19 protein-coding genes and 1 riboswitch are annotated in these 18,321 nt (G+C 46.6%); of the genes, 7 read left to right on the top strand and 12 right to left on the bottom strand.

What is annotated here, in order from left to right; genetic code table 11:
- Nucleotides 1-31 precede the first annotated feature (31 nt).
- Nucleotides 32-184: a lmo0937 family membrane protein gene (locus tag BMZ72_RS36355; RefSeq protein ID WP_012788302.1), complete on the bottom strand. Its 153-nt coding sequence runs from the start codon at nt 182-184 to the stop codon at nt 32-34.
- A 313-nt stretch (nt 185-497) separates the two neighbouring features.
- Here BMZ72_RS36355 and BMZ72_RS16595 point away from each other — a divergent pair, with 313 nt between their 5' ends.
- Complete coding sequence (locus BMZ72_RS16595; protein WP_089810275.1) at nt 498-959, top strand: ferritin-like domain-containing protein; 462 nt, start codon at nt 498-500, stop codon at nt 957-959.
- A 197-nt stretch (nt 960-1,156) separates the two neighbouring features.
- Here the strand turns inward: BMZ72_RS16595 and thiH are convergent, their stop codons facing one another.
- The 7 genes from thiH to thiS form a co-directional block, all read right to left on the bottom strand.
- Nucleotides 1,157-2,266, bottom strand: coding sequence for a 2-iminoacetate synthase ThiH (gene thiH, locus BMZ72_RS16590; protein ID WP_089810273.1), 1,110 nt, complete (start codon nt 2,264-2,266; stop codon nt 1,157-1,159).
- An 11-nt stretch (nt 2,267-2,277) separates the two neighbouring features.
- On the bottom strand, nt 2,278-3,051 hold the full coding sequence (locus BMZ72_RS16585; RefSeq protein ID WP_089810272.1) for a thiazole synthase: 774 nt from the start codon (nt 3,049-3,051) through the stop codon (nt 2,278-2,280).
- On the bottom strand, nt 3,048-3,662 hold the full coding sequence (locus BMZ72_RS16580) for a thiamine phosphate synthase (protein WP_089810270.1): 615 nt from the start codon (nt 3,660-3,662) through the stop codon (nt 3,048-3,050). The genes BMZ72_RS16585 and BMZ72_RS16580 overlap by 4 nt, the downstream gene beginning before the upstream one ends.
- Nucleotides 3,659-4,426: a hydroxymethylpyrimidine/phosphomethylpyrimidine kinase gene (locus tag BMZ72_RS16575; protein WP_089810269.1), complete on the bottom strand. Its 768-nt coding sequence runs from the start codon at nt 4,424-4,426 to the stop codon at nt 3,659-3,661. Before BMZ72_RS16575 ends, BMZ72_RS16580 begins: the two co-directional genes overlap by 4 nt.
- Nucleotides 4,399-5,013 (bottom strand): thiamine phosphate synthase, encoded by a 615-nt coding sequence (locus tag BMZ72_RS16570; RefSeq protein WP_089810267.1) that lies wholly within the window; start codon nt 5,011-5,013, stop codon nt 4,399-4,401. Before BMZ72_RS16570 ends, BMZ72_RS16575 begins: the two co-directional genes overlap by 28 nt.
- Nucleotides 5,013-6,842 (bottom strand): phosphomethylpyrimidine synthase ThiC, encoded by a 1,830-nt coding sequence (thiC, locus tag BMZ72_RS16565; RefSeq protein ID WP_089810265.1) that lies wholly within the window; start codon nt 6,840-6,842, stop codon nt 5,013-5,015. Before thiC ends, BMZ72_RS16570 begins: the two co-directional genes overlap by 1 nt.
- Nucleotides 6,843-6,994: 152 nt before the next feature.
- Complete coding sequence (thiS, locus tag BMZ72_RS16560) at nt 6,995-7,198, bottom strand: sulfur carrier protein ThiS (protein WP_012788294.1); 204 nt, start codon at nt 7,196-7,198, stop codon at nt 6,995-6,997.
- Nucleotides 7,199-7,281: 83 nt separating this feature from the next.
- Nucleotides 7,282-7,391: riboswitch (TPP riboswitch) on the bottom strand.
- Between the two features lie 84 nt (nt 7,392-7,475).
- On the opposite strand from thiS, the gene BMZ72_RS16555 reads away from it, so the two are divergent.
- Nucleotides 7,476-7,934: a lipocalin-like domain-containing protein gene (locus BMZ72_RS16555; RefSeq protein WP_177222815.1), complete on the top strand. Its 459-nt coding sequence runs from the start codon at nt 7,476-7,478 to the stop codon at nt 7,932-7,934.
- An 86-nt stretch (nt 7,935-8,020) separates the two neighbouring features.
- Here BMZ72_RS16555 and BMZ72_RS16550 read toward each other — a convergent pair whose 3' ends face one another.
- The 3 genes from BMZ72_RS16550 to dnaN all read right to left on the bottom strand — a co-directional run bounded on the left by BMZ72_RS16550 (nt 8,021) and on the right by dnaN (nt 10,483).
- Complete coding sequence (locus tag BMZ72_RS16550; RefSeq protein WP_143087715.1) at nt 8,021-8,278, bottom strand: hypothetical protein; 258 nt, start codon at nt 8,276-8,278, stop codon at nt 8,021-8,023.
- A gap of 30 nt (nt 8,279-8,308) precedes the next feature.
- Nucleotides 8,309-9,127: a sterol desaturase family protein gene (locus tag BMZ72_RS16545; protein ID WP_089810258.1), complete on the bottom strand. Its 819-nt coding sequence runs from the start codon at nt 9,125-9,127 to the stop codon at nt 8,309-8,311.
- A 237-nt stretch (nt 9,128-9,364) separates the two neighbouring features.
- The gene (gene dnaN / locus BMZ72_RS16540) at nt 9,365-10,483 is read right to left on the bottom strand and encodes a DNA polymerase III subunit beta (RefSeq protein ID WP_012788290.1); all 1,119 of its coding nucleotides are present in this window, start codon (nt 10,481-10,483) and stop codon (nt 9,365-9,367) included.
- 347 nt (nt 10,484-10,830) lie between these two features.
- Here dnaN and BMZ72_RS16535 point away from each other — a divergent pair, with 347 nt between their 5' ends.
- Nucleotides 10,831-12,090 carry a pyridoxal phosphate-dependent aminotransferase gene (locus BMZ72_RS16535; RefSeq protein WP_089810256.1) on the top strand — a complete coding sequence of 420 codons (1,260 nt, stop codon included), beginning with the start codon at nt 10,831-10,833 and terminating at the stop codon, nt 12,088-12,090.
- Between the two features lie 102 nt (nt 12,091-12,192).
- On the opposite strand, the gene BMZ72_RS16530 is transcribed toward BMZ72_RS16535, so the two are convergent.
- Entirely contained in the window at nt 12,193-12,684 is a 492-nt protein-coding gene (locus tag BMZ72_RS16530) for a hypothetical protein (protein ID WP_089810254.1), read from the bottom strand.
- Nucleotides 12,685-14,575: 1,891 nt separating this feature from the next.
- Here BMZ72_RS16530 and BMZ72_RS16520 point away from each other — a divergent pair.
- The 4 genes from BMZ72_RS16520 to BMZ72_RS16505 are packed head-to-tail and all read left to right on the top strand — an operon-like array spanning nt 14,576 to nt 18,319.
- A complete protein-coding gene (locus BMZ72_RS16520) occupies nt 14,576-15,190 on the top strand; it encodes a TetR/AcrR family transcriptional regulator (protein WP_089810249.1) in 615 nt (204 codons plus the stop codon).
- A gap of 9 nt (nt 15,191-15,199) precedes the next feature.
- Nucleotides 15,200-15,811, top strand: a complete 612-nt coding sequence (locus tag BMZ72_RS16515; RefSeq protein ID WP_089810247.1) for a TetR/AcrR family transcriptional regulator — start codon at nt 15,200-15,202, stop codon at nt 15,809-15,811.
- 52 nt (nt 15,812-15,863) lie between these two features.
- Complete coding sequence (locus BMZ72_RS16510) at nt 15,864-17,225, top strand: TolC family protein (protein ID WP_089810245.1); 1,362 nt, start codon at nt 15,864-15,866, stop codon at nt 17,223-17,225.
- Nucleotides 17,226-17,257: 32 nt separating this feature from the next.
- Entirely contained in the window at nt 17,258-18,319 is a 1,062-nt protein-coding gene (locus BMZ72_RS16505; protein ID WP_089810243.1) for an efflux RND transporter periplasmic adaptor subunit, read from the top strand.
- Nucleotides 18,320-18,321 lie beyond the last annotated feature (2 nt).

Below are 18,321 nucleotides of genomic sequence, written 5' to 3'. Positions count from 1 at the left end.
CCTTTCACACAATGGAGCTTGGTTGCCTGGCCTAAACAGCCCGGCCGCGTATAATATTTACAAGAATAGCAATAATAGCCAGTACCAGCAGTGCATGTATAAGACCGCCAGCGGAGTAAACAAACGCACCCAGAACCCATCCGATAATCAGAATAACTGCGATTAAATAAAGTAAGCCGTTCATATCAAAAAGATTTGGTTAAAATTGTAAATAGAAAATTTATGCCAGATAGTGTTAATGGTCCCTGATACCGCGGAAGCCCAGTGTTTATAAGCATTTCCAGGTATCATCCCCTTGTATGAGGAATGTGTGCCATCAACTCAGCACCCGTTTTACGTGTGGAACGTATTCCCCAGCAAGGGCAAAATGTCCGTCAGAGCGCAAAGCGCAAACAGCTGTGAGCCCCGCTGCTGTTGAATGCAGAGAACTGGTCATATTTTTGAACCCCTACTTTCATATATATTATCATCATAGAATTATTTAAAAACCTACTATCATGCAACTCAATGAAAAATTGTTGGAAGCCCTGAATGACCTGGTCAGGATCAACCGGGATCGCGTGGAAGGATATAGAAAGGCAATTGATCAGACCGATGATGCAGACCTGAAAGCCCTGTTTCAAAGAATGGCAGAAGAAAGTAATACATATATCGAGCAGCTGAATAAATTATTAGTCGATAACGGTGAAGAGACACAGGAGCATTCTACTATTTACGGAAAGATTTACAGGACCTGGATGGATGTAAGAGCTACTTTTTCCGGACACGACCGTCATTCCATCCTCTCCTCCTGCGAGTACGGAGAAGCTGCAGCACAGCGGACTTATGAGGAGATATTACGTTCCAGTATCCCGATGCCTTATATTGTCAGAGAACTGATCGCTAACCAGAAAGGTGCGCTCAGAGGTTCAAGGGAAACCGTAAGAACTTACAGGGACCTGGAGAAGATCCCTCACTGATGAGTGGCCGTTCATTTTGAATAGCGTTGTTCTTTTTGTTCAAGATTGATCGCAACGTGGTTGTTCATTATGAGCATCTTACATTTGAAATGTAAGATTAAGCGGCTACTTATCTCTATAAGTAACAAATTTCAGTAATGGATTTAGGTAAATTAACAGCCCCGCCAAAAAGCGGGGCTGACCTTATTTTGTACCCTTTAATATCCTTCATCCCAATCCTTCCAAACCGGTTCATATCCCTGCGCCCGTAGCATACCGCTGATGCTTGCCGGACTACGGTCATCCGAGATCTCAAACTGTTCCAGGGAAGACAGGTCTGTCGCATACCCTCCCGGATTCGTTTTAGAGCCTGCACTAAGGGCTGTAATGCCCAGTTTGATAACATTGTCCCGGAACCTCGGCGTTTCGCGTGTAGAGAGGCTTAATTCCACTTCCTGGTCCAGCAGACGGTAGGCACAGATCAGCTGTACCAGTTCCCGGTCGTTCATTTCCACTTTAGGGGGTAATCCACCTGAACAGGGCCGCAACCTCGGAAATGAAATACTGTACTTTGTTTGCCAGTATGTCTTTTCCAGATATTGCAGATGCAGCGCCGTAAAGAAGCTGTCCGTACGCCAGTCTTCCAGCCCTATCAACACACCGAGTCCCATTTTGTGAATACCTGCCCTGCCCAGTCTGTCAGGTGTATCCAGCCTGTAGTAGAAATTGGATTTCTTTCCCTTTGGATGGTGCAGCTTATAATCCGCCTGATGATAGGTCTCCTGATAGACAAGTACGCCATGCAATCCATAAGGGATCAGCGCGGCATAGTCTGCCTCGTCCATTGGCTGTACTTCCATTGAAATGTTCGCAAAATGTGGGCGGATGGTCTCTAATGCTTCCTGGAAATAATGCAGACCTACTGTCTGGTTCGCTTCTCCTGTCACCAGCAACACATGCCCATACCCCATCGCTTTGATAACAGCCACCTCCCGCAGGATCTCCTCCCTGTTCAGTGTCTTCCTGGCAATCTTGTTATCCAGACTGAAACCGCAGTACGTACAGATATTCTGACATTCGTTACTGAGGTACAGCGGTATGTATAACTGCATCGTATTGCCAAAGCGCTGTTGTGTGAGCTTCCTGCTGAGTTGTGCCATCTGCTCCAGGTAAGGCGCGGCAGCCGGTGATATCAGCGCTTTAAAGTCCTCCAGCGTACGTTTGTTACTATGTAGCGCCGCCTCTACATCACGGGCTGTTTTAGCGTAAATGGAGGCTTTTATATCGTCCCAGTCATGCTGGTCAAAAACGTCTTTGAATCCTGACATAATGAATGGATTTATACTTCATCAAGGAACCCTATCAGCGGACTGGATGCCACCGCTTCCCGTCGTACGGCAGGGAGTCCTGCTTCATAGGCTTGTCTGCCAGCAATCACCGCCTGTCTGAAAGCACGCGCCATCAGCACAGGGTCTTTTGCTACCGCAATGGCGGTGTTCACCAGTACGGCATCCGCACCGATCTCCATGGCTCTTGCAGCATCCGACGGACTACCAATACCGGCATCCACTACCACAGGTACATTGCTCTGTTCAATGATGATCTCTAAAAAATCGATTGTTTTCAGACCCTTGTTACTACCTATCGGTGCACCCAGAGGCATGACTGCTGCTGTACCGGCTTCTTCCAGCCGCTTACAGAGCACCGGGTCCGCATGTACATAAGGGAGTACGATAAAGCCGAGTTTTACCAGTTCCTCGGCGGCTTTCAGCGTTTCTATCGGATCGGGTAACAGGTACCGCGGATCAGGATGTATCTCCAGCTTCAGCCAGTTGGTTTCCAGTGCTTCTCTGGCCAGTTGTGCTGCGTAAACAGCCTCTTTCGCCGTTCTTACCCCGGAAGTATTGGGTAATAATTTTAACTGCGGATGATGTACATGTTGCAGCATATTGTCTGACTGATTATGCACATCTACCCTTTTCAATGCCACGGTAACCAGTTCTGAGCCTGATTCGAGTAAGGCCTCTTCCATGATACCAAGGGAAGAGAATTTGCCGGTACCTGTGAACAGGCGCGAGGAAAAGGTATGTCCTGCTATAACGAGAGGTGTCATATTGTAAGTGATGATACGGTTTGAGATTTGTTTGCTGCGTGTGTGATCAATCCGCTGACCGCAATACCATGGATACCTGTCTGCATGAGCGCAGGTATGTCTTCCGCCAGGATGCCGCCGATAGCAATGACCGGAATATGGATGCCCATATCCTTCAGTGATTGCATGATCCCGGCGATGCCTTCCAGTCCGAGTATCGGACTGAGTTTTTCTTTGGTTTTAGTAAAGCGATAGGGGCCGAGTCCGACGTAGTCTGCGCCGTCTTTTACGTGAATGAGGATGTCTTCCAGCGTATTGGCCGTGCCGCCAATGATAAATGTCTCTCCCGTCAGGGCACGTGCTTCCCTCACGGTCATATCCAGTTTGCCGACATGTACGCCATGCGCACCCACCTGCTTTGCAATGTTGGGATGATCATTGACGATCAATGTGGCATTGTACTTCGAACAGATGGCTTTTGCCGCCATGGCTGTGCTGAGGATCGTTTCAGGTGCTTCGTTTTTGATACGAAGCTGTATCCATCTGCAACCGGCCTCACAGGCTTCCAGGATGTTGTCCAGGTGAGTAGCGCCGGCCGTTTGCTGTGATATGTAATGCAATGAGCTGATCATGTGTTGTGATAACCTAAAAGTGATGAATGACTGGCCAGGAACTTTTCTGTGTAAAGTTTGGCCGTAATACAGGCTGTTGATAACGGAACACCGGCAGCCAGTTGCGCCGTGATAGCTGCACTCAGCACACAACCTGACCCATGTTTCGGATATACCCTGCCTTTGCCGGCGGGTATATCAAGGATATTATCTGTGTCCCGTTGTGCAGGCAAATACAGGCTGTCAATACCGGGTTTATCTTCCCGATGGCCCCCTTTCAATAGTACCGCACAATAAGAGGCTAATACCCGGGCGGCTGCCGGCCCTTCCTTTTCTCCGCTTAACAGTAAGGCTTCCTGGAGATTGGGCGTCAGCAGATATAACTGTGTTAACACCGCTTTCCAGGCGCTTAGCCGGGTATCATCATGAAAGGTATATCCCGCACTGGCTTTCAGCACGGGGTCCAGTATGATCCGGATATCCGGATTGATGGCCCTGATGGCGTTAATAACTTCCAGCATGGTATGTACATCTTTCATGATACCGATTTTGCAGTACTGTACGGGAAAGGTTTCCAGCAGGGGTTGCGCCTGTGCAATGATCTGCGCAGCGGACTGCCATTCGGCAGATATGAACTGCGTATCCGTCTGTACAGTCAAAGCGGTACACACGCCCAGTCCGTAGGTGCCGAGTGCTTCAAATGTCTTTATATCCGCCAGTAAACCTGCTCCTGCGGAAGGATCAAGTCCGGCGAGACTCAGGACAAACGGGCGGTGTTGTTCCATATTTCCCTGATGTGGCGAAACCTGCTGATCGCTGTTGCAGGTTGCTGCCAGATGGCGCCCAGAAGGGCAATCCCGTCAAACTGCATATTGCGGGCTTTTATCGCGGTATGATGATCAATTCCTCCCAATGCCAGCACTCTACCCTGGTAAGCTCCTTTGGACAGTCTGAAATCTTCGTTGAACAGGCTGTTATGGCCCGGCTTGGAGATGCTGTCAAAGATGGGCGCCAGCAATAGCTGGTCCCAGTGAGCAGCGGCTGTCTGTAAAGTGTCCGTTGTATGCACGCTGGTGCTGAGCAGCCAGCCTTGCTGCCGGTAGGTGGCGATATCTGCTGCTGTCAATAGTATTCCTGCATTTTCGCTGAAGTGTATGCCCTGCAAGCCATACTTTTCACAAAGCGCGGGATGCCCGGCGATCATAACTTGACGGTAACAGGTGGCATCTGCTTCGAGCAACAGCTGTTCGTAATCAGCTGCTGACCATCCCGGTTTGCGTAGCAGGATGCTGTCAGCACCTTCATCGAGCAGCTGTTGCCAGTAAAGTGTTTCTTCCGGCAGCCAGGTAGGATGAGTGATGATCTGTATCATTAAAAGTAGATGGCTCCACCCTGTTCTTTAAATGCGTTTGCCTGTTCTGCCATACCTGTTTCCAGTGCCAGCGTTTCATCGATCTGTTGTGAAGCGGCATAGTCGCGTACTTCCTGTGTGATCTTCATGGAGCAGAAATGTGGTCCGCACATAGAGCAGAAGTGAGCCACTTTTGCACCTTCGGCAGGCAGTGTTTCGTCATGATAGGAACGTGCTGTTTCAGGATCGAGGGACAGATTGAACTGGTCTTCCCATCTGAATTCAAAACGCGCTTTACTCAATGCGTTGTCACGGTGTTGTGCACCAGGATGGCCTTTTGCCAGGTCGGCGGCATGAGCGGCAATTTTATAAGTGATTACCCCTTGTCTTACATCTTCTTTATCAGGTAAGCCGAGGTGTTCTTTGGGTGTTACATAACACAGCATAGCGGTACCAAACCAGCCGATCATAGCGGCCCCGATAGCGGATGTGATATGATCGTAACCAGGTGCGATATCTGTAGTCAGCGGCCCAAGTGTGTAGAACGGTGCTTCTTTACAATGCTCCAGCTGTTTATCCATGTTTTCTTTGATCAGGTGCATCGGTACGTGTCCCGGACCTTCGATCATGGTCTGTATATCATGTTTCCAGGCGTGGTGCGTTAGTTCGCCGAGTGTTTCCAGTTCTGCGAATTGTGCAGCATCATTTGCATCAGCGATGCTACCCGGACGTAAACCATCCCCCAATGAAAATGCCACATCATAAGCTTTCATGATATCGCAGATCTCTTCAAAGTGGGTGTAGAGGAAGTTTTCCTTGTGATGCGCCAGACACCATTTTGCCAGGATAGACCCGCCACGGGATACGATACCAGTGGTACGGCGTGCGGTGAGTGGTACATAGCGTAGCAGTACACCGGCGTGAATGGTAAAGTAGTCAACACCCTGTTCTGCCTGTTCTATCAGGGTATCGCGGAATATTTCCCAGTTTAGTTCTTCTGCTTTTCCGTTCACTTTTTCAAGTGCCTGATAGATCGGTACAGTACCGATAGGCACAGGGGAGTTACGGATGATCCATTCTCTTGTTTCGTGAATATGTTTACCGGTGCTGAGGTCCATAATGGTATCAGCGCCCCAGCGGCAGGCCCATACAGCTTTTTCTACTTCTTCTTCGATGCTGGAGGTTACGGCGGAGTTACCGATGTTGGCATTGATCTTTACCAGGAAGTTGCGCCCGATGATCATGGGTTCACTTTCCGGATGATTGATATTATTAGGGATGATGGCGCGGCCGGCAGCTACTTCCTGTCTTACGAATTCAGGTGTGATGAACTTAACAGGTGTATTGGCGCCAAAGGATTGTCCTTTGTGTTGTTGCCAGAGGGCGTTGTTTTCCTGGAAGAGTTTTTCTACGCACTGGTTTTCACGCGTAGCGATGTATTCCATTTCTCTGGTGATGATCCCTTTTTTAGCGTAGTGCATCTGGGATACGTTGTGACCTGCTTTAGCTCTCATCGGGGAATGCTGATAAGCGAAGCGCAGGGAGTCGAGACGATTGTCTTCCAGTCTTTGTCTGCCGTAATCGGAAGTGATGCCAGGCAGTTTATCAACATCGTCCCGGTCAAGGATCCATTTTTCACGCAGTCTGGGCAGGCCCTGACGTACGTCGATGTGTGCGTTTGGATCGGTGTATGGTCCGCTGGTATCATATACCACCACCGGTGCGTTGGGAACTTCTTCTCCTTTAGAACCGTGCAGACGTGTGTTTGTCAGCGTTATTTCTCTCATGGCGACGCCATCGACGTAGATTTTTCTGGATGCCGGGAATGGCGTACGGGAAATGGAATGCATAATCTTTAATGATTTTACAGATCAGGAATTACGTTGGAAAAATGTTGAATGAAAGAAGGCCGTTGTACAAAGTGATCACGTATGGGCATGACAGTACCTTTATGGCAATGCAGTTCCATTAGCAATTCTTTTATGTACAACAGATCGTTGGTTTATCCGCCCTGTGTGGCACGGATGATCGTGACCTTATCAGCGGACTGCAAGGTCTGATCGGGCCAGGAGGTTTTTGGTATGACCTGGCTGTTGACGGCGATGGCTACGCCTTTTTCTGAAGATAGTTGGATAAACTGTAAGAGGGCAGCGACAGTTGTTCCTGGCTGCACCGCATAAAGTTTATTGTTTACAAGCACTTCCATGTTTGCAGGGAATTTAGTTGAACAATAAACTTTAAGGATGGAATGATGGAGAATTCAGCTATGTTCACCTGTGATAACGGGTATCGAAGCAGGTAACTTTTTCCTACGGCAGTATGAACTGCATCAGGTCTGAGGGTCTCATCTCAGCTTCCCGGTCATTTTTAGTTTCCGGGAAACACCCCTAAAGTGCCTTAAAGGTAGTTAAAATTGTTAAACTAGTATTCCTATCTTTGGAGCTATGAAAAAAAGTCTGCTTTTGTCAGTGATCTGTACAGTTATGGCGGCATCATGTCAACAGCCTGGTCCTTCTGCAACAACTGTTGAAGTGGAGGACAGCAGTCTGATAGATGTGCCGGATACTGTAACGCCGGAAACGGTCATTGATTCTGTTTCAATGATAAAGGCAGATACGATTTCATACAGTGAGGAGCAGTTGCTGGGAAAGTGGCTGCAACCGGTAGCTGGAGTTGATAAAACGACACAGGGATTTCATTTAAAGAAAAAGGGGACGATCACGTCCATTAATACATATTCAATGGTGTATGACAGGTGGAGTGTATCACATGATACGCTGCTATTCTGGAGTCACATAGAGGGTACGCGGCAGAAGGATTCTGCTGTTGTCATAGATACTACACTTATCAGGGCGCTGACAGATACCTCGTTAGTGCTGTTTCCTATCAAAGCTGCGGAGGGATACCTCGAAGAGTATAAAAAGGCGGATAAAAAGAGATAGTGCGGCTACCATAGTCCACAGGCAACAAACAGTATCGCGTTATACTGCCTGCTGCCTGTAAACAGATTATAGTAGTCATGAACTTACTAGTTATACATTTGCCACAAAGCGACCGCGCAGGCTACTACTGCCATGAATACACCGGCAGTAGCTACTTGTGTGTCGTCAATATTTTTGTGGGCTTTTAAGATGGAAAGTCCGCCGATAACTATAGCAGCAATACCAAATACAAGTGCTGTACCCGGGTTTCTTGCCACGAAGGCATATACTGCTGCGAATATGCCTGCAAACATGGAAACGAAGCAGGCTATTTTAGTGGGGGTGGAGGTGGTGTGCTGTTGCATATGATGATGAATTAAGCGTGATGATGATAATTAGTTTATAATTTTTTCCTGCCTGGTTTGTTCCCAGGGCACTTTCAGAAGTGTCCCGATGTGCTGGTAATGAGCGTCCTGATACTCATCCAGTCCGTAGCGTAGTCGCGTTACATCTTTTACTTTCACAAATGTGCCGAAGAGGCGGTCCCAGAACGAGAAAATGTTCGCATAATTGGAGTCGGTTTCCGGCTGATAATGACTGTGATGTACCTTATGCATGTCAGGCGATACAATGACGTAGCTAAGGGCATTATCCAGCCATTTGGGCAGACGGATGTTCGCATGGTTAAACTGTGACATGAAAGCTGAGATAGTCTGGTATAACATGACCATCCAGATTGGTATGCCCATTACAACAATGGCGAGCAGTAAGGCGATGACCCTGAATACGCTTTCCACAGGATGATGTCTCAGGGCGGTAGTGGTATCTACCGCTGTATCAATATGATGGATCTTATGGAAGTGCCACATCCAGGCTATTTTATGCTGGATGACGTGTACGAGATAGGCGCCTACCAGGTCCATCATCATGATTGCTATCAGGCAGTGTAGCCAGATGGGCAGCGGAAAGGTGTACAACAGGCCAAAATGTGCCTTTGCGGTCCATTCTGATGCGGTGACGATCAGAAATGCGAAACCGAGGTTAACGACAGCTGTGGTTAACGTAAAGAACAAATTGGTACCTGCATGTTTATACCGGTCCCCTTTGAATGAGAGGCGGGGTATAGCGCCTTCGATCATCCAGAGAAGTACGAGTCCGCCTACGAGAAAGGCGGTGCGATACCACGGAGGAATATTATTAAAAAATTCTTCCATACGGGAATCAGTTTTTTGTCTGCATGGATGGGTCCCATGCTGTTATTATTCAACGTGAAATAGTGGTCATCAAACTGGGGCAAATCAAGTCGTTACTGTCCTTATTGCTGCTATTAATTTACGACTTTTTCAAATAACAAATCTTTTGAAAGTGGCTATGGTAAAAGAAAAAAGCAATCTCCTTGTGAGAGATTGCTTTATAAATAAACATTAGTTATTAGTTGTTGGAGTAGCGGCTTAGTTATTCAACATAAGCGGCATTACCAGCATCAGCAGGTCTTCGTTTTCTTCTTTTTCAGAAGGTTTCAGGATACCTGCTTTGGTTGGTGTGGACAGTTCGATGGTGATTTCATCACCTTCTGCTGCGTTCAGCATTTCGATGAGGAACTTCGCATTGAAAGCGATCTGCATATCATCACCAGTGTACTGGCAGCTCATACGCTCGTTACCTTCGAAGGAGAAGTCAACATCCTGTGCGGACAGCTGCAGTTCGCTACCAGTGATGCTCAGGGCTACCTGGTTGGTGCTCTTGTTAGCGAAAACGCTTACGCGTTTCAGGGCATTCTGGAAATCGCTTTTTGCGACTGTCAGGCGGTATGGGTTATCTTTTGGAATAACCACTTTATAGTCAGGGAATCTTGCGTCGATCAGGCGACAGATCATCTGGGCGCCGTCATGCATTACGAAGAAGTGGTTCTGGCTATAGGCGATCTTGATTTCGCTGTCGTTATCAGGTAATGCGGATTTCAGCAGGTTCAGCGGTTTTTTAGGCACGATGAAGGTTTCTGCTTTCGGGCATTCAACGCCGGTTCTAACGTATTTTACCAGACGGTGAGCGTCGGTTGCTACGAAAGTGAGGCTGGTTGGTGTCAGTTCGAAGAAAACACCTGTCATGGCAGGACGAAGGTCGTCATTGCTCACGGCAAACAGGGTTTTGTTGATCGCTGTAACCAGGGCTGTTGCTGAAACGGTGAATGAAGTTGTATCATCCGCAGCTGGTTCTTTCGGGAAGTTCTCCGGGTTCTCTCCCATCACCTTATACTTACCGTTGTCGGAAGTAATTTCAACCGCGTATGAGTTAAGGTCTATATGAAACGTGAGCGGCTGGTCAGGCAGGTTTTTGAGTGAATCCATAAGGATCTTGGCCGGGATACAGATACGTCCGCTTTCTTTGGCTTCAACCTCCAGCTTTACCTTCATCACAGTCTCGAGATCCGTAGCTACTACAGTCAGTTCGTTCTTATCGATCAGGAAAAGGAAATCTTCCAATATAGGCAACACCGTATTAGAGTTGATCACCCCGCTGATCTGCTGCAATTGTTTTAACAAAGTAGAGGAAGAAACGATAAACTTCATGTGATATATTGTATTTACTTTTTGCTTTATTCAAAAATAGCCGTGTAATGGCCGGTGAGGCGATTGACCGAAATTCGGATTTTGTTAACCGCACTAAAAATAGGCTTTTTAAGAATGCGGACAAAGATAGAAAGAAATGTCAAGTATCGCGCTAATTGCAGATATTACCGGAAAATACAATGTTAGATAAAGTGCTGATTGATGGTTCTTTTATTGAATGAAATCTAATAAAATGTCGATTTATTAATACGGCATGAAAAAATCTGCTGTTTCTTTTAAATGATGTTCATATCCTTTAGCTTTGCGGGCGCAAAAAAAATATTTTTAAAACTAAAATTCTTTGGGTTATGAAACTGTCTCATTTAGCCGAAACGTTGATCGGGTCTGAAATTATTAAGCTGGCCGGTGAGATAAAGGAGAAACAGGCCAAGGGCGAGAAGATCTACAATTTTACCATTGGGGATTTTGACCCTAAGGTATTCCCAATTCCGGCTGAATTTGAGGAAGAGATCATAAAGGCTTACAAGGAAGGATTTACCAACTACCCTCCGGCAGACGGTATTCCTGAACTGAGAAAATCAGTAAGTGAGTTCATCGCTGAACACGAAAACCTGAACTACGATCCGGCAAAGGAAATTGTTATCTCCTGCGGTGGTCGTCCGATTATCTATGCAACTTTCAGAACAATTGTAGACAGAGGTGAGAAGGTAGTTTATGCTACTCCATCCTGGAACAATAACCACTATACACATTTCCTCGAGGCAGAGCACGTTGTACTGGAAACTAAACCAGAAAACGACTTTATGCCGACTGCTGCCGAACTGAAACCGCTGCTGAAGGGTGCTACCCTCCTGGCGCTGTGTTCACCGCAGAACCCAACCGGTACTGCTTTCGGTAAGCAACAGCTGGAAGAGATCTGCGACCTGGTAATTGCTGAAAACAAGAGCCGTGGCGCTGACGAAAAGCCGCTGTACGTAATGTTCGACCAGATGTACTGGGTACTGACTTTCGGTCAGACACAACACTATACACCGGTTTCCCTGCGTCCGGAACTGAGAGACTATACCATCTTCATCGACGGTATGAGTAAAGCATTCGCTGCAACCGGCGTAAGAGTTGGTTGGGCATTAGGACCTGCACACGTAATCGGCAAGATGAAATCTATCCTGTCTCACGTAGGTGCATGGAGCCCGATGGCAGAACAGCATGCAGCAGCACGCTACCTGCGTCGTAAAGACGAAGTGAACGCTTACCTGAAACAGTTCAAAGGTGAGGTAGAAGAGCGTCTGCAGAAGATCTACGAAGGATTTGACGGTCTGAAGAAAGCGGGTCACCCGGTAGAAGCGATCGCTCCTCAGGCAGCGATCTACCTGACCCTGAAGATCGATCTGGCAGGTAAAAAGACAGCTGATGGCACCGTACTGGCAGATCAGGCAGCGGTTACCTCCTACATCCTGAACGAAGCGAAACTGGGTCTGGTGCCGTTCTATGCATTCGGTGCTCCCAAGACTTCTCCATGGTATCGCCTCAGCGTAGGTACCTGCGTAAAAGAGGAGATCCCGGCTATGATCGCTCAGCTGAAAGCTGCGCTGGAAAAGCTGCAATAGGATTTTAAATGGCAAGCAACATAAAAGAAGAAAGGCCGCCCCGTCTCAAACGGAGCGGCCTTCTTCATGATAGGTGTGGTGTTGAAAGAAGGGAATATTTACTTAGTGTCTGTCCCGGCCACGTCCTCCACGATCAGCACGGCCATCATGATCATTTCTATGATCTTTCTTCCACTGGCCATGATTCGGGTGGTATTTATTAGCCCAGTATTTCTCCTCTCTGCTGTCACGGATCGCTATCTGGTCATGTTTACCCCTGTAGCTGTAATACTGCTGACGGTATTTATCATGCGTCATATAAGGTCTGTCTACCCCATTGATCACAACTTTGTGCGCATGGTAAACGTCAAAATTGGCATATCTGCGGGGTAATGATCTGGTCCTTACCCAACTATTTCCATCTCTATAAACATATACCTGGGCCGGTACATCGTAATAACATTCTATGTCAGGCAGATAGTAGTAGTCCACGTGGTCATAACCAACTGGACCCCATACCGGCTGTCTTCCTATATTGATACTAACATTGATCTGGGCCATGGTTGTAGCTGTAAATCCGGTTACGGCGATCAGCAGAAGCATTAACTTTTTCATAGCGTTTGATTTTACCTATGTAAGGCAAAACAAATGCCCGATCCATGCCAGTCAGTTTATTCCGAGATGTAGGTGTAAAATGTGTCGGCTAAAAGCGTGAAAAATGAGACCATCCGGTCAGAAGGGAAAAGACCTGTTTACTCCCCTGCAGAAAGTGACATTCGCAGGGAAAAATAGCTGCAATTGAAGCCTGTTGCATCCATGCGGGCTTCCGGTGCTCCCGGCAGGCAGCTTTTAGATAACCCTTATCGGGATCGAAATGTTTTGTATTTGCCGGAAAAAGATTTCTTGTTGGTCTATGCAAACGGTTGCAATGATGAACAACGTATGTTGGCAGGTTTAATCATGCCTTAGACTATACTTCTACTATGTTGGTCTTTCGTCTTTTTACGCAGCATTAACGTAGTAGAGGTATAGTCTGACTATAGTAGAGCAGGGATGTGTTTGGCTTCTTTTGCTTTGTTTCAGGTTTCTGGTGGATTGCTGTGCGTTTTTTGATATGAATGACGGTGGTAGTGAGGAATGTCAGGCTGCTTCTGCTATGGTTTCAGATACCTTCCCGGACTGACGCCCGCTTTTTAACGCGATTGGGCGGTGGTGACAGGGCTGGGCGATTGGGGCTTTGGGGAACGTTAACTGGATGCAGGGGACGGGCTAAGGTCCGTACAGGTATCTGAAACCTCCGCTGTAAGCGCCGGTAGATTGATTAATTGTGCGGTAGATTTTAATGGGCTGAATGGAGAGGGAGTTTGTGTGGCTGCTTCTGCTATGGTTTCAGATACCTTCCCGGACTGACGCCCGCCTTTAACGCGATTGGGCGGTGGTGACAGGGCTGGGCGATTGGGGCTTTGGGGAACGTTAGCTGGATGCAGGGGACGGGCTAAGGTCCGTACAGGTATCTGAAACCTCCGCTATAAGCGCCGGTAGATTGATTAATTGTGAGGTAGGCATGAGATGGCTGAAATGCAAGAAGGGAATTACGGGTGGTTGTTCTATTGTGGGTTTAGACATGTGTTCGGACTGCTATTAGATTTTAAAATGGACTTAGTGCGTTGTATAAAAGGGAAAGGTCAGGGACCAAAACCTTGTGAAAGACGCAAAGTGATCAAGTCCACCTATGCGTCGTGTATGAAGCATGTATAAAGCATGTATAAAGTATCTCTGCCGTTACCGATAGCATATTTAGTCCATCGCAGGTATCTCAATTACCGTCACCTCCCCCTTACTTAATCACCTGGCTCTTACAGCGGAGGTTTCAGATGCCTGACGGACCTTAGCCCGTCCCCTGCATCCAGGCTATCGTCCCCCAAAGCTCCTCTGCCTAGCCCCACCACAACTGCTTAATCAACTTAAAAACGGGCGTCAGTCCGTCAGGTATCTGAAACCACAGCAAAAGCAGCCCTACACACTTCCCTCCTTCAGCCCCTAACCCAGTCGTTCTAAAAAGCAGGCGCCAACCTACCCGATATCTGAAACCACAGCAAAAGCAGCCCATCCACTTCCTTCCTTCAGCCCCTCTCTCAGTCTCCCTAAAAAGCGGACATTAACCTACCATAGGTATCCGAAATCACAACAAAAGTACCCTTAATACCTCTCTCCCGATACCTCCCGAAATACATTTTTATGGTTTCCGGGTTTTCCATAGTTCTCCCATCCCTCTTTCTCAAAAAAAATTTCAAACCTTCATTTTTTTGACTCATCGAAGAAGTTAGATTTATAAGCATACTATAAACCGTTCATTTTTAAATAATTGCATTTCTGACTTTTTGACTTTTCAACTATCTGACTTTTAAAGTCAAAAAGTTAATCAATTGTTAAATGGTAAACAGGTTTTACTATTCTGCGATTTCTTACTATTTTTGACTCCGAAACTAAAAAAGTCAAAAAGTTAATGCTTGCTGAGAACAAAGACGAAATGCGGGAGAAAATCCTGGAGGCAGCTTTGAAAAGATTCATGCACTATGGTGCAGGAAAGACAACTATGAATGAGATCGCAGATGACCTGCGTTGTTCAAAGGCATCACTTTATTATTACTTTTCTGATAAGAAGGCATTACATAATGCCGTGCTGATGAAAATCGGGGAAACGTTTTTCCAGGAACTGGAGGTGGAAGCCGACAGAACAGATATAACGTCTGAAGAGATCTTCTTCAACCTGATCGCGATTAAAATACAGTTCGTGGAACGTTTCAGCCGCCTGGAACTGTTTAAGATACTCAATGATAAGTCGGAAGAGATCCAGCAGATCGTCAGGTCTGTGGAGGCGAGAGAGTATGTAATGCTGACCAAAGTAGTTAAGAAAGGAGTTGAGACCGGCGAATTTGACGTCGCCAATCCGGAGGAAATAGGTATTCTGTATAAAGATGCCATGGAAGGCCTCCGTTTTGCAGGGATGAGCTGTATGCCGGAATCAATCGTAGAATTGGATAAAGAAGGATTCGAAAAGATAGTAGCACAGCAGAAATTGCTGACGGAAATATTCGTAAGAGGAATAAAGAAACAATAAACAGGAAACATGCCAGTCAAAGACCGGATTTTGGAAACAGCGCTCAGGATGTTCAGAATGTACGGCATTAAGAGTGTAACAATGTTTGATATATCGAGAGAGAGCGGAGTGTCAAAGAAGACGGTATACGAACATTTCAGAGACAAGGAAGAACTGGTACAGGAAGGTATAAGAACTATGCTGAACGGTCACGGACAGCATCTCGAAGATTTTCGCCAGCAATCTGCTAACGCTATCGAGGAACTACTGAAAGAGGTGAAATACATGGAGGAGATGGGTAATACCATTAATCCGGTCATGTTGTATGAAATGCAGAAATACCACCCTGATCTCTGGCTGGAAGTGGAAACGTTCAAGAAGGATCATCTGATACGTGCCATTACCGCCAATCTGGAAAGAGGAATACAGGAAGGATGTTACCGCAACGATTTTAAGCTGAACATCATGGCCCGTATGCGATTACTACAACTGGAAACGGTTTTTCAGCCGGCACTGTTTCCCGCTACGGAGTTCAATATGCCTGATGTCATCAGGGAAATAACAGCGCATTTCTTACTCGGTATCGCCACAGCAGAAGGACGTAAACTGGTAGCAGAATATCTACAGATAAAAGAAGACTAACCACCTTTAAATACTATATCCGCCAACTAAAAAAATCAAAGAAAACATACGGATGAAAAGGATAATGTTAACGCTTATTCTCTTAATGGGAATAGGGGGATATACCTCCTATGCGCAATCGGAACTGTCGTTGCAGGAGTGCCTGAAGTATGCACTCGCTAATAACCAGCAACTGGCACGTACCCGGATGGAAGAAGATATGGGCCGTTTCAAAACCAGCGAAGTAAGAGCAAGAGCACTACCACAGGTAAATGCACAGGGTCAGTATACCAACAATATTAAGAAACAGGTAATCCCCGTTCCCGGTGAATTTGCCGGCGGCGCACCTGGTACCACCCTCCTGCTGGAAGCAGGCGTGACACATAACGTGACCGCCTCCGGAACCGTTACGCAGGAAGTGTATAATCAATCCGTATTTACCGGTCTCAAAGCAGCAAAAGCAGGTGAAGATTATTATCGCATGCAGACAGCACAAAGCGAAGAAACCGTGATCTATAATGTGACACAACTGTATTACAGCACATTGGTATCCCGCGAGAAGACAATCGTACTGGATGCCAATATTGAGAAGATGACAAAACTCGTCGAAACAACTTCTTCTCAGGTAGAAAATGGTCTCGCCCGTAAAATCGATCTGGATCGTATGCGTGTGAATCTGACGAACTATAAAACACAACGTACCCAGGCACAGAACCAGTTCCAGCTGCAATCCAATCAGCTGAAACAGATGATGGGTATGTCCGTGACCAATCCGATCAATCTGCCTTCCACCTCCTTTAAAGAAATTGAAAATAAAGCAACCGCTGCCGATTTCGGAGGCATGAACCTGGACAACAGGATCGAATACCGTCTCCTGAAAAAACAGGAAGAATTACAGACATTCCAGAAGAGAGCTTACCTGGCGGAATATTACCCTTCACTGGCCCTCTCCGGTAACTATTCTTATAATGGTATCAGTAACAAGTTTGATATGTTGAAATCCAAATCCAACGGATCAACTGCCAGCTGGTATGATATGGCTGCCGTAAGCCTCACACTGAAAATTCCGATTTTCGATGGTTGGGCGCGCCGCTCCCGTGTAGGTCAGGCAAACGTAGCCCTGAAACAGATCAGGAAAGATATGGAGGCTACTACCCTCTCCCTGAATACACAGTACGAAAACGCAAAACTGCAGGTTCAGAACAACCTCAGTACGATCAAAGCGCAGAAAGAGAACGTAGACCTGGCCAACGAAGTGTACAACTCCACCCAGAATAACTATAACCTGGGCCTGGCTAATCTGACAGACCTGCTGGATGCTGAAACATCCCTGATATCTGCTCAGAATAACTACAACGAAGCTTTATTACAATACAAGCTGGCAGAACTGGATATCGTTAAATCGAACGGTAATCTCAAAAGCCTGCTGAACTAATTAAAACCGCTAAAAACCGCATACCGAACTATATGAAAAAGATTCTTATCTGGAGCGCAGTGACCATCGCAGCTGTTGTATTGATCATGTGGAAACTGGGCGCCAATAAAAAAGCCAACGAAGCCAAAACGGAATTTGTAAAGACGAGCAATGCTGGGGAAGTACCCGTACTGGTGGAAAAAGTGGCAAAATCTGATTTCTCTGAAGGCTTTCTGGCCAATGGTAATTTCACTCCTTTCCGTGAACTGACCTACCTCTCCGAAGTGACCGGTCGTATCAATAAACTGCTGGTAGATGAAGGTACGGTTGTAAGACAAGGTCAGGCAATTGCAAATGTAGATGGTGAAATACTGGGTACAGACCTGCAGGCGGCTAAAACCAATCTGGAGCAACTGAGAGTGGATAAAGAAAGATATGAAGCAGCCTTTAAAACAGGCGGTGTGACCAAAAAACAGGTAGACGACGCAACACTGCAATACGACCTGGCTAAGACAAAATATGCTGCTGCCAGCCGTCGTGTAGGCGATACCTACATCAAAGCACCTATCAGTGGTGTGATCAACAAAAAATACATAGAGCAGGGTGCTTACCTCTCTCCTGGTAATAAAATGTTTGATATCGTGGACGTTTCCCGCCTGAAACTGGCAGTATCCGTTCCGGAATTGCAGGTGGTAAACCTGAAAGAAGGTGATAAAGTACGTGTGACCTCCAGCGTATTCCCTGAAGTAAGCTACGAAGGTCATGTGACTTTCATCGCTGCAAAAGGTGATAATACCCTCAACTATCCTGTTGAAATGGAAGTGACCAACAACAGCGGTAAACAACTCAGAGCAGGTATGTATGGTACCGCACATTTCGAAATGAAAGATGCGATCCCTACCATCCTTGTAGCGCGTACAGCTTTCATCGGTGGGGTGAACAGCAACCAGGTATATGTACTGGAGAATAATACGGCTAAAGTACGTAAGGTAGTAGCCGGACGTATCTATGGCGATAAAGTGGAAATAAGAGAAGGTCTGAATGAAGGTGAAACCGTTATCACCAGCGGACAAATCAACCTGGTAGACGGATCTAAAGTATCCGTACAAAAATAATC

This window comes from Chitinophaga sp. YR627, assembly GCF_900114995.1.
Classification (GTDB): Bacteria; Bacteroidota; Bacteroidia; order Chitinophagales; family Chitinophagaceae; genus Chitinophaga.
This window is presented reverse-complemented; position numbering and strand designations above follow the sequence as displayed.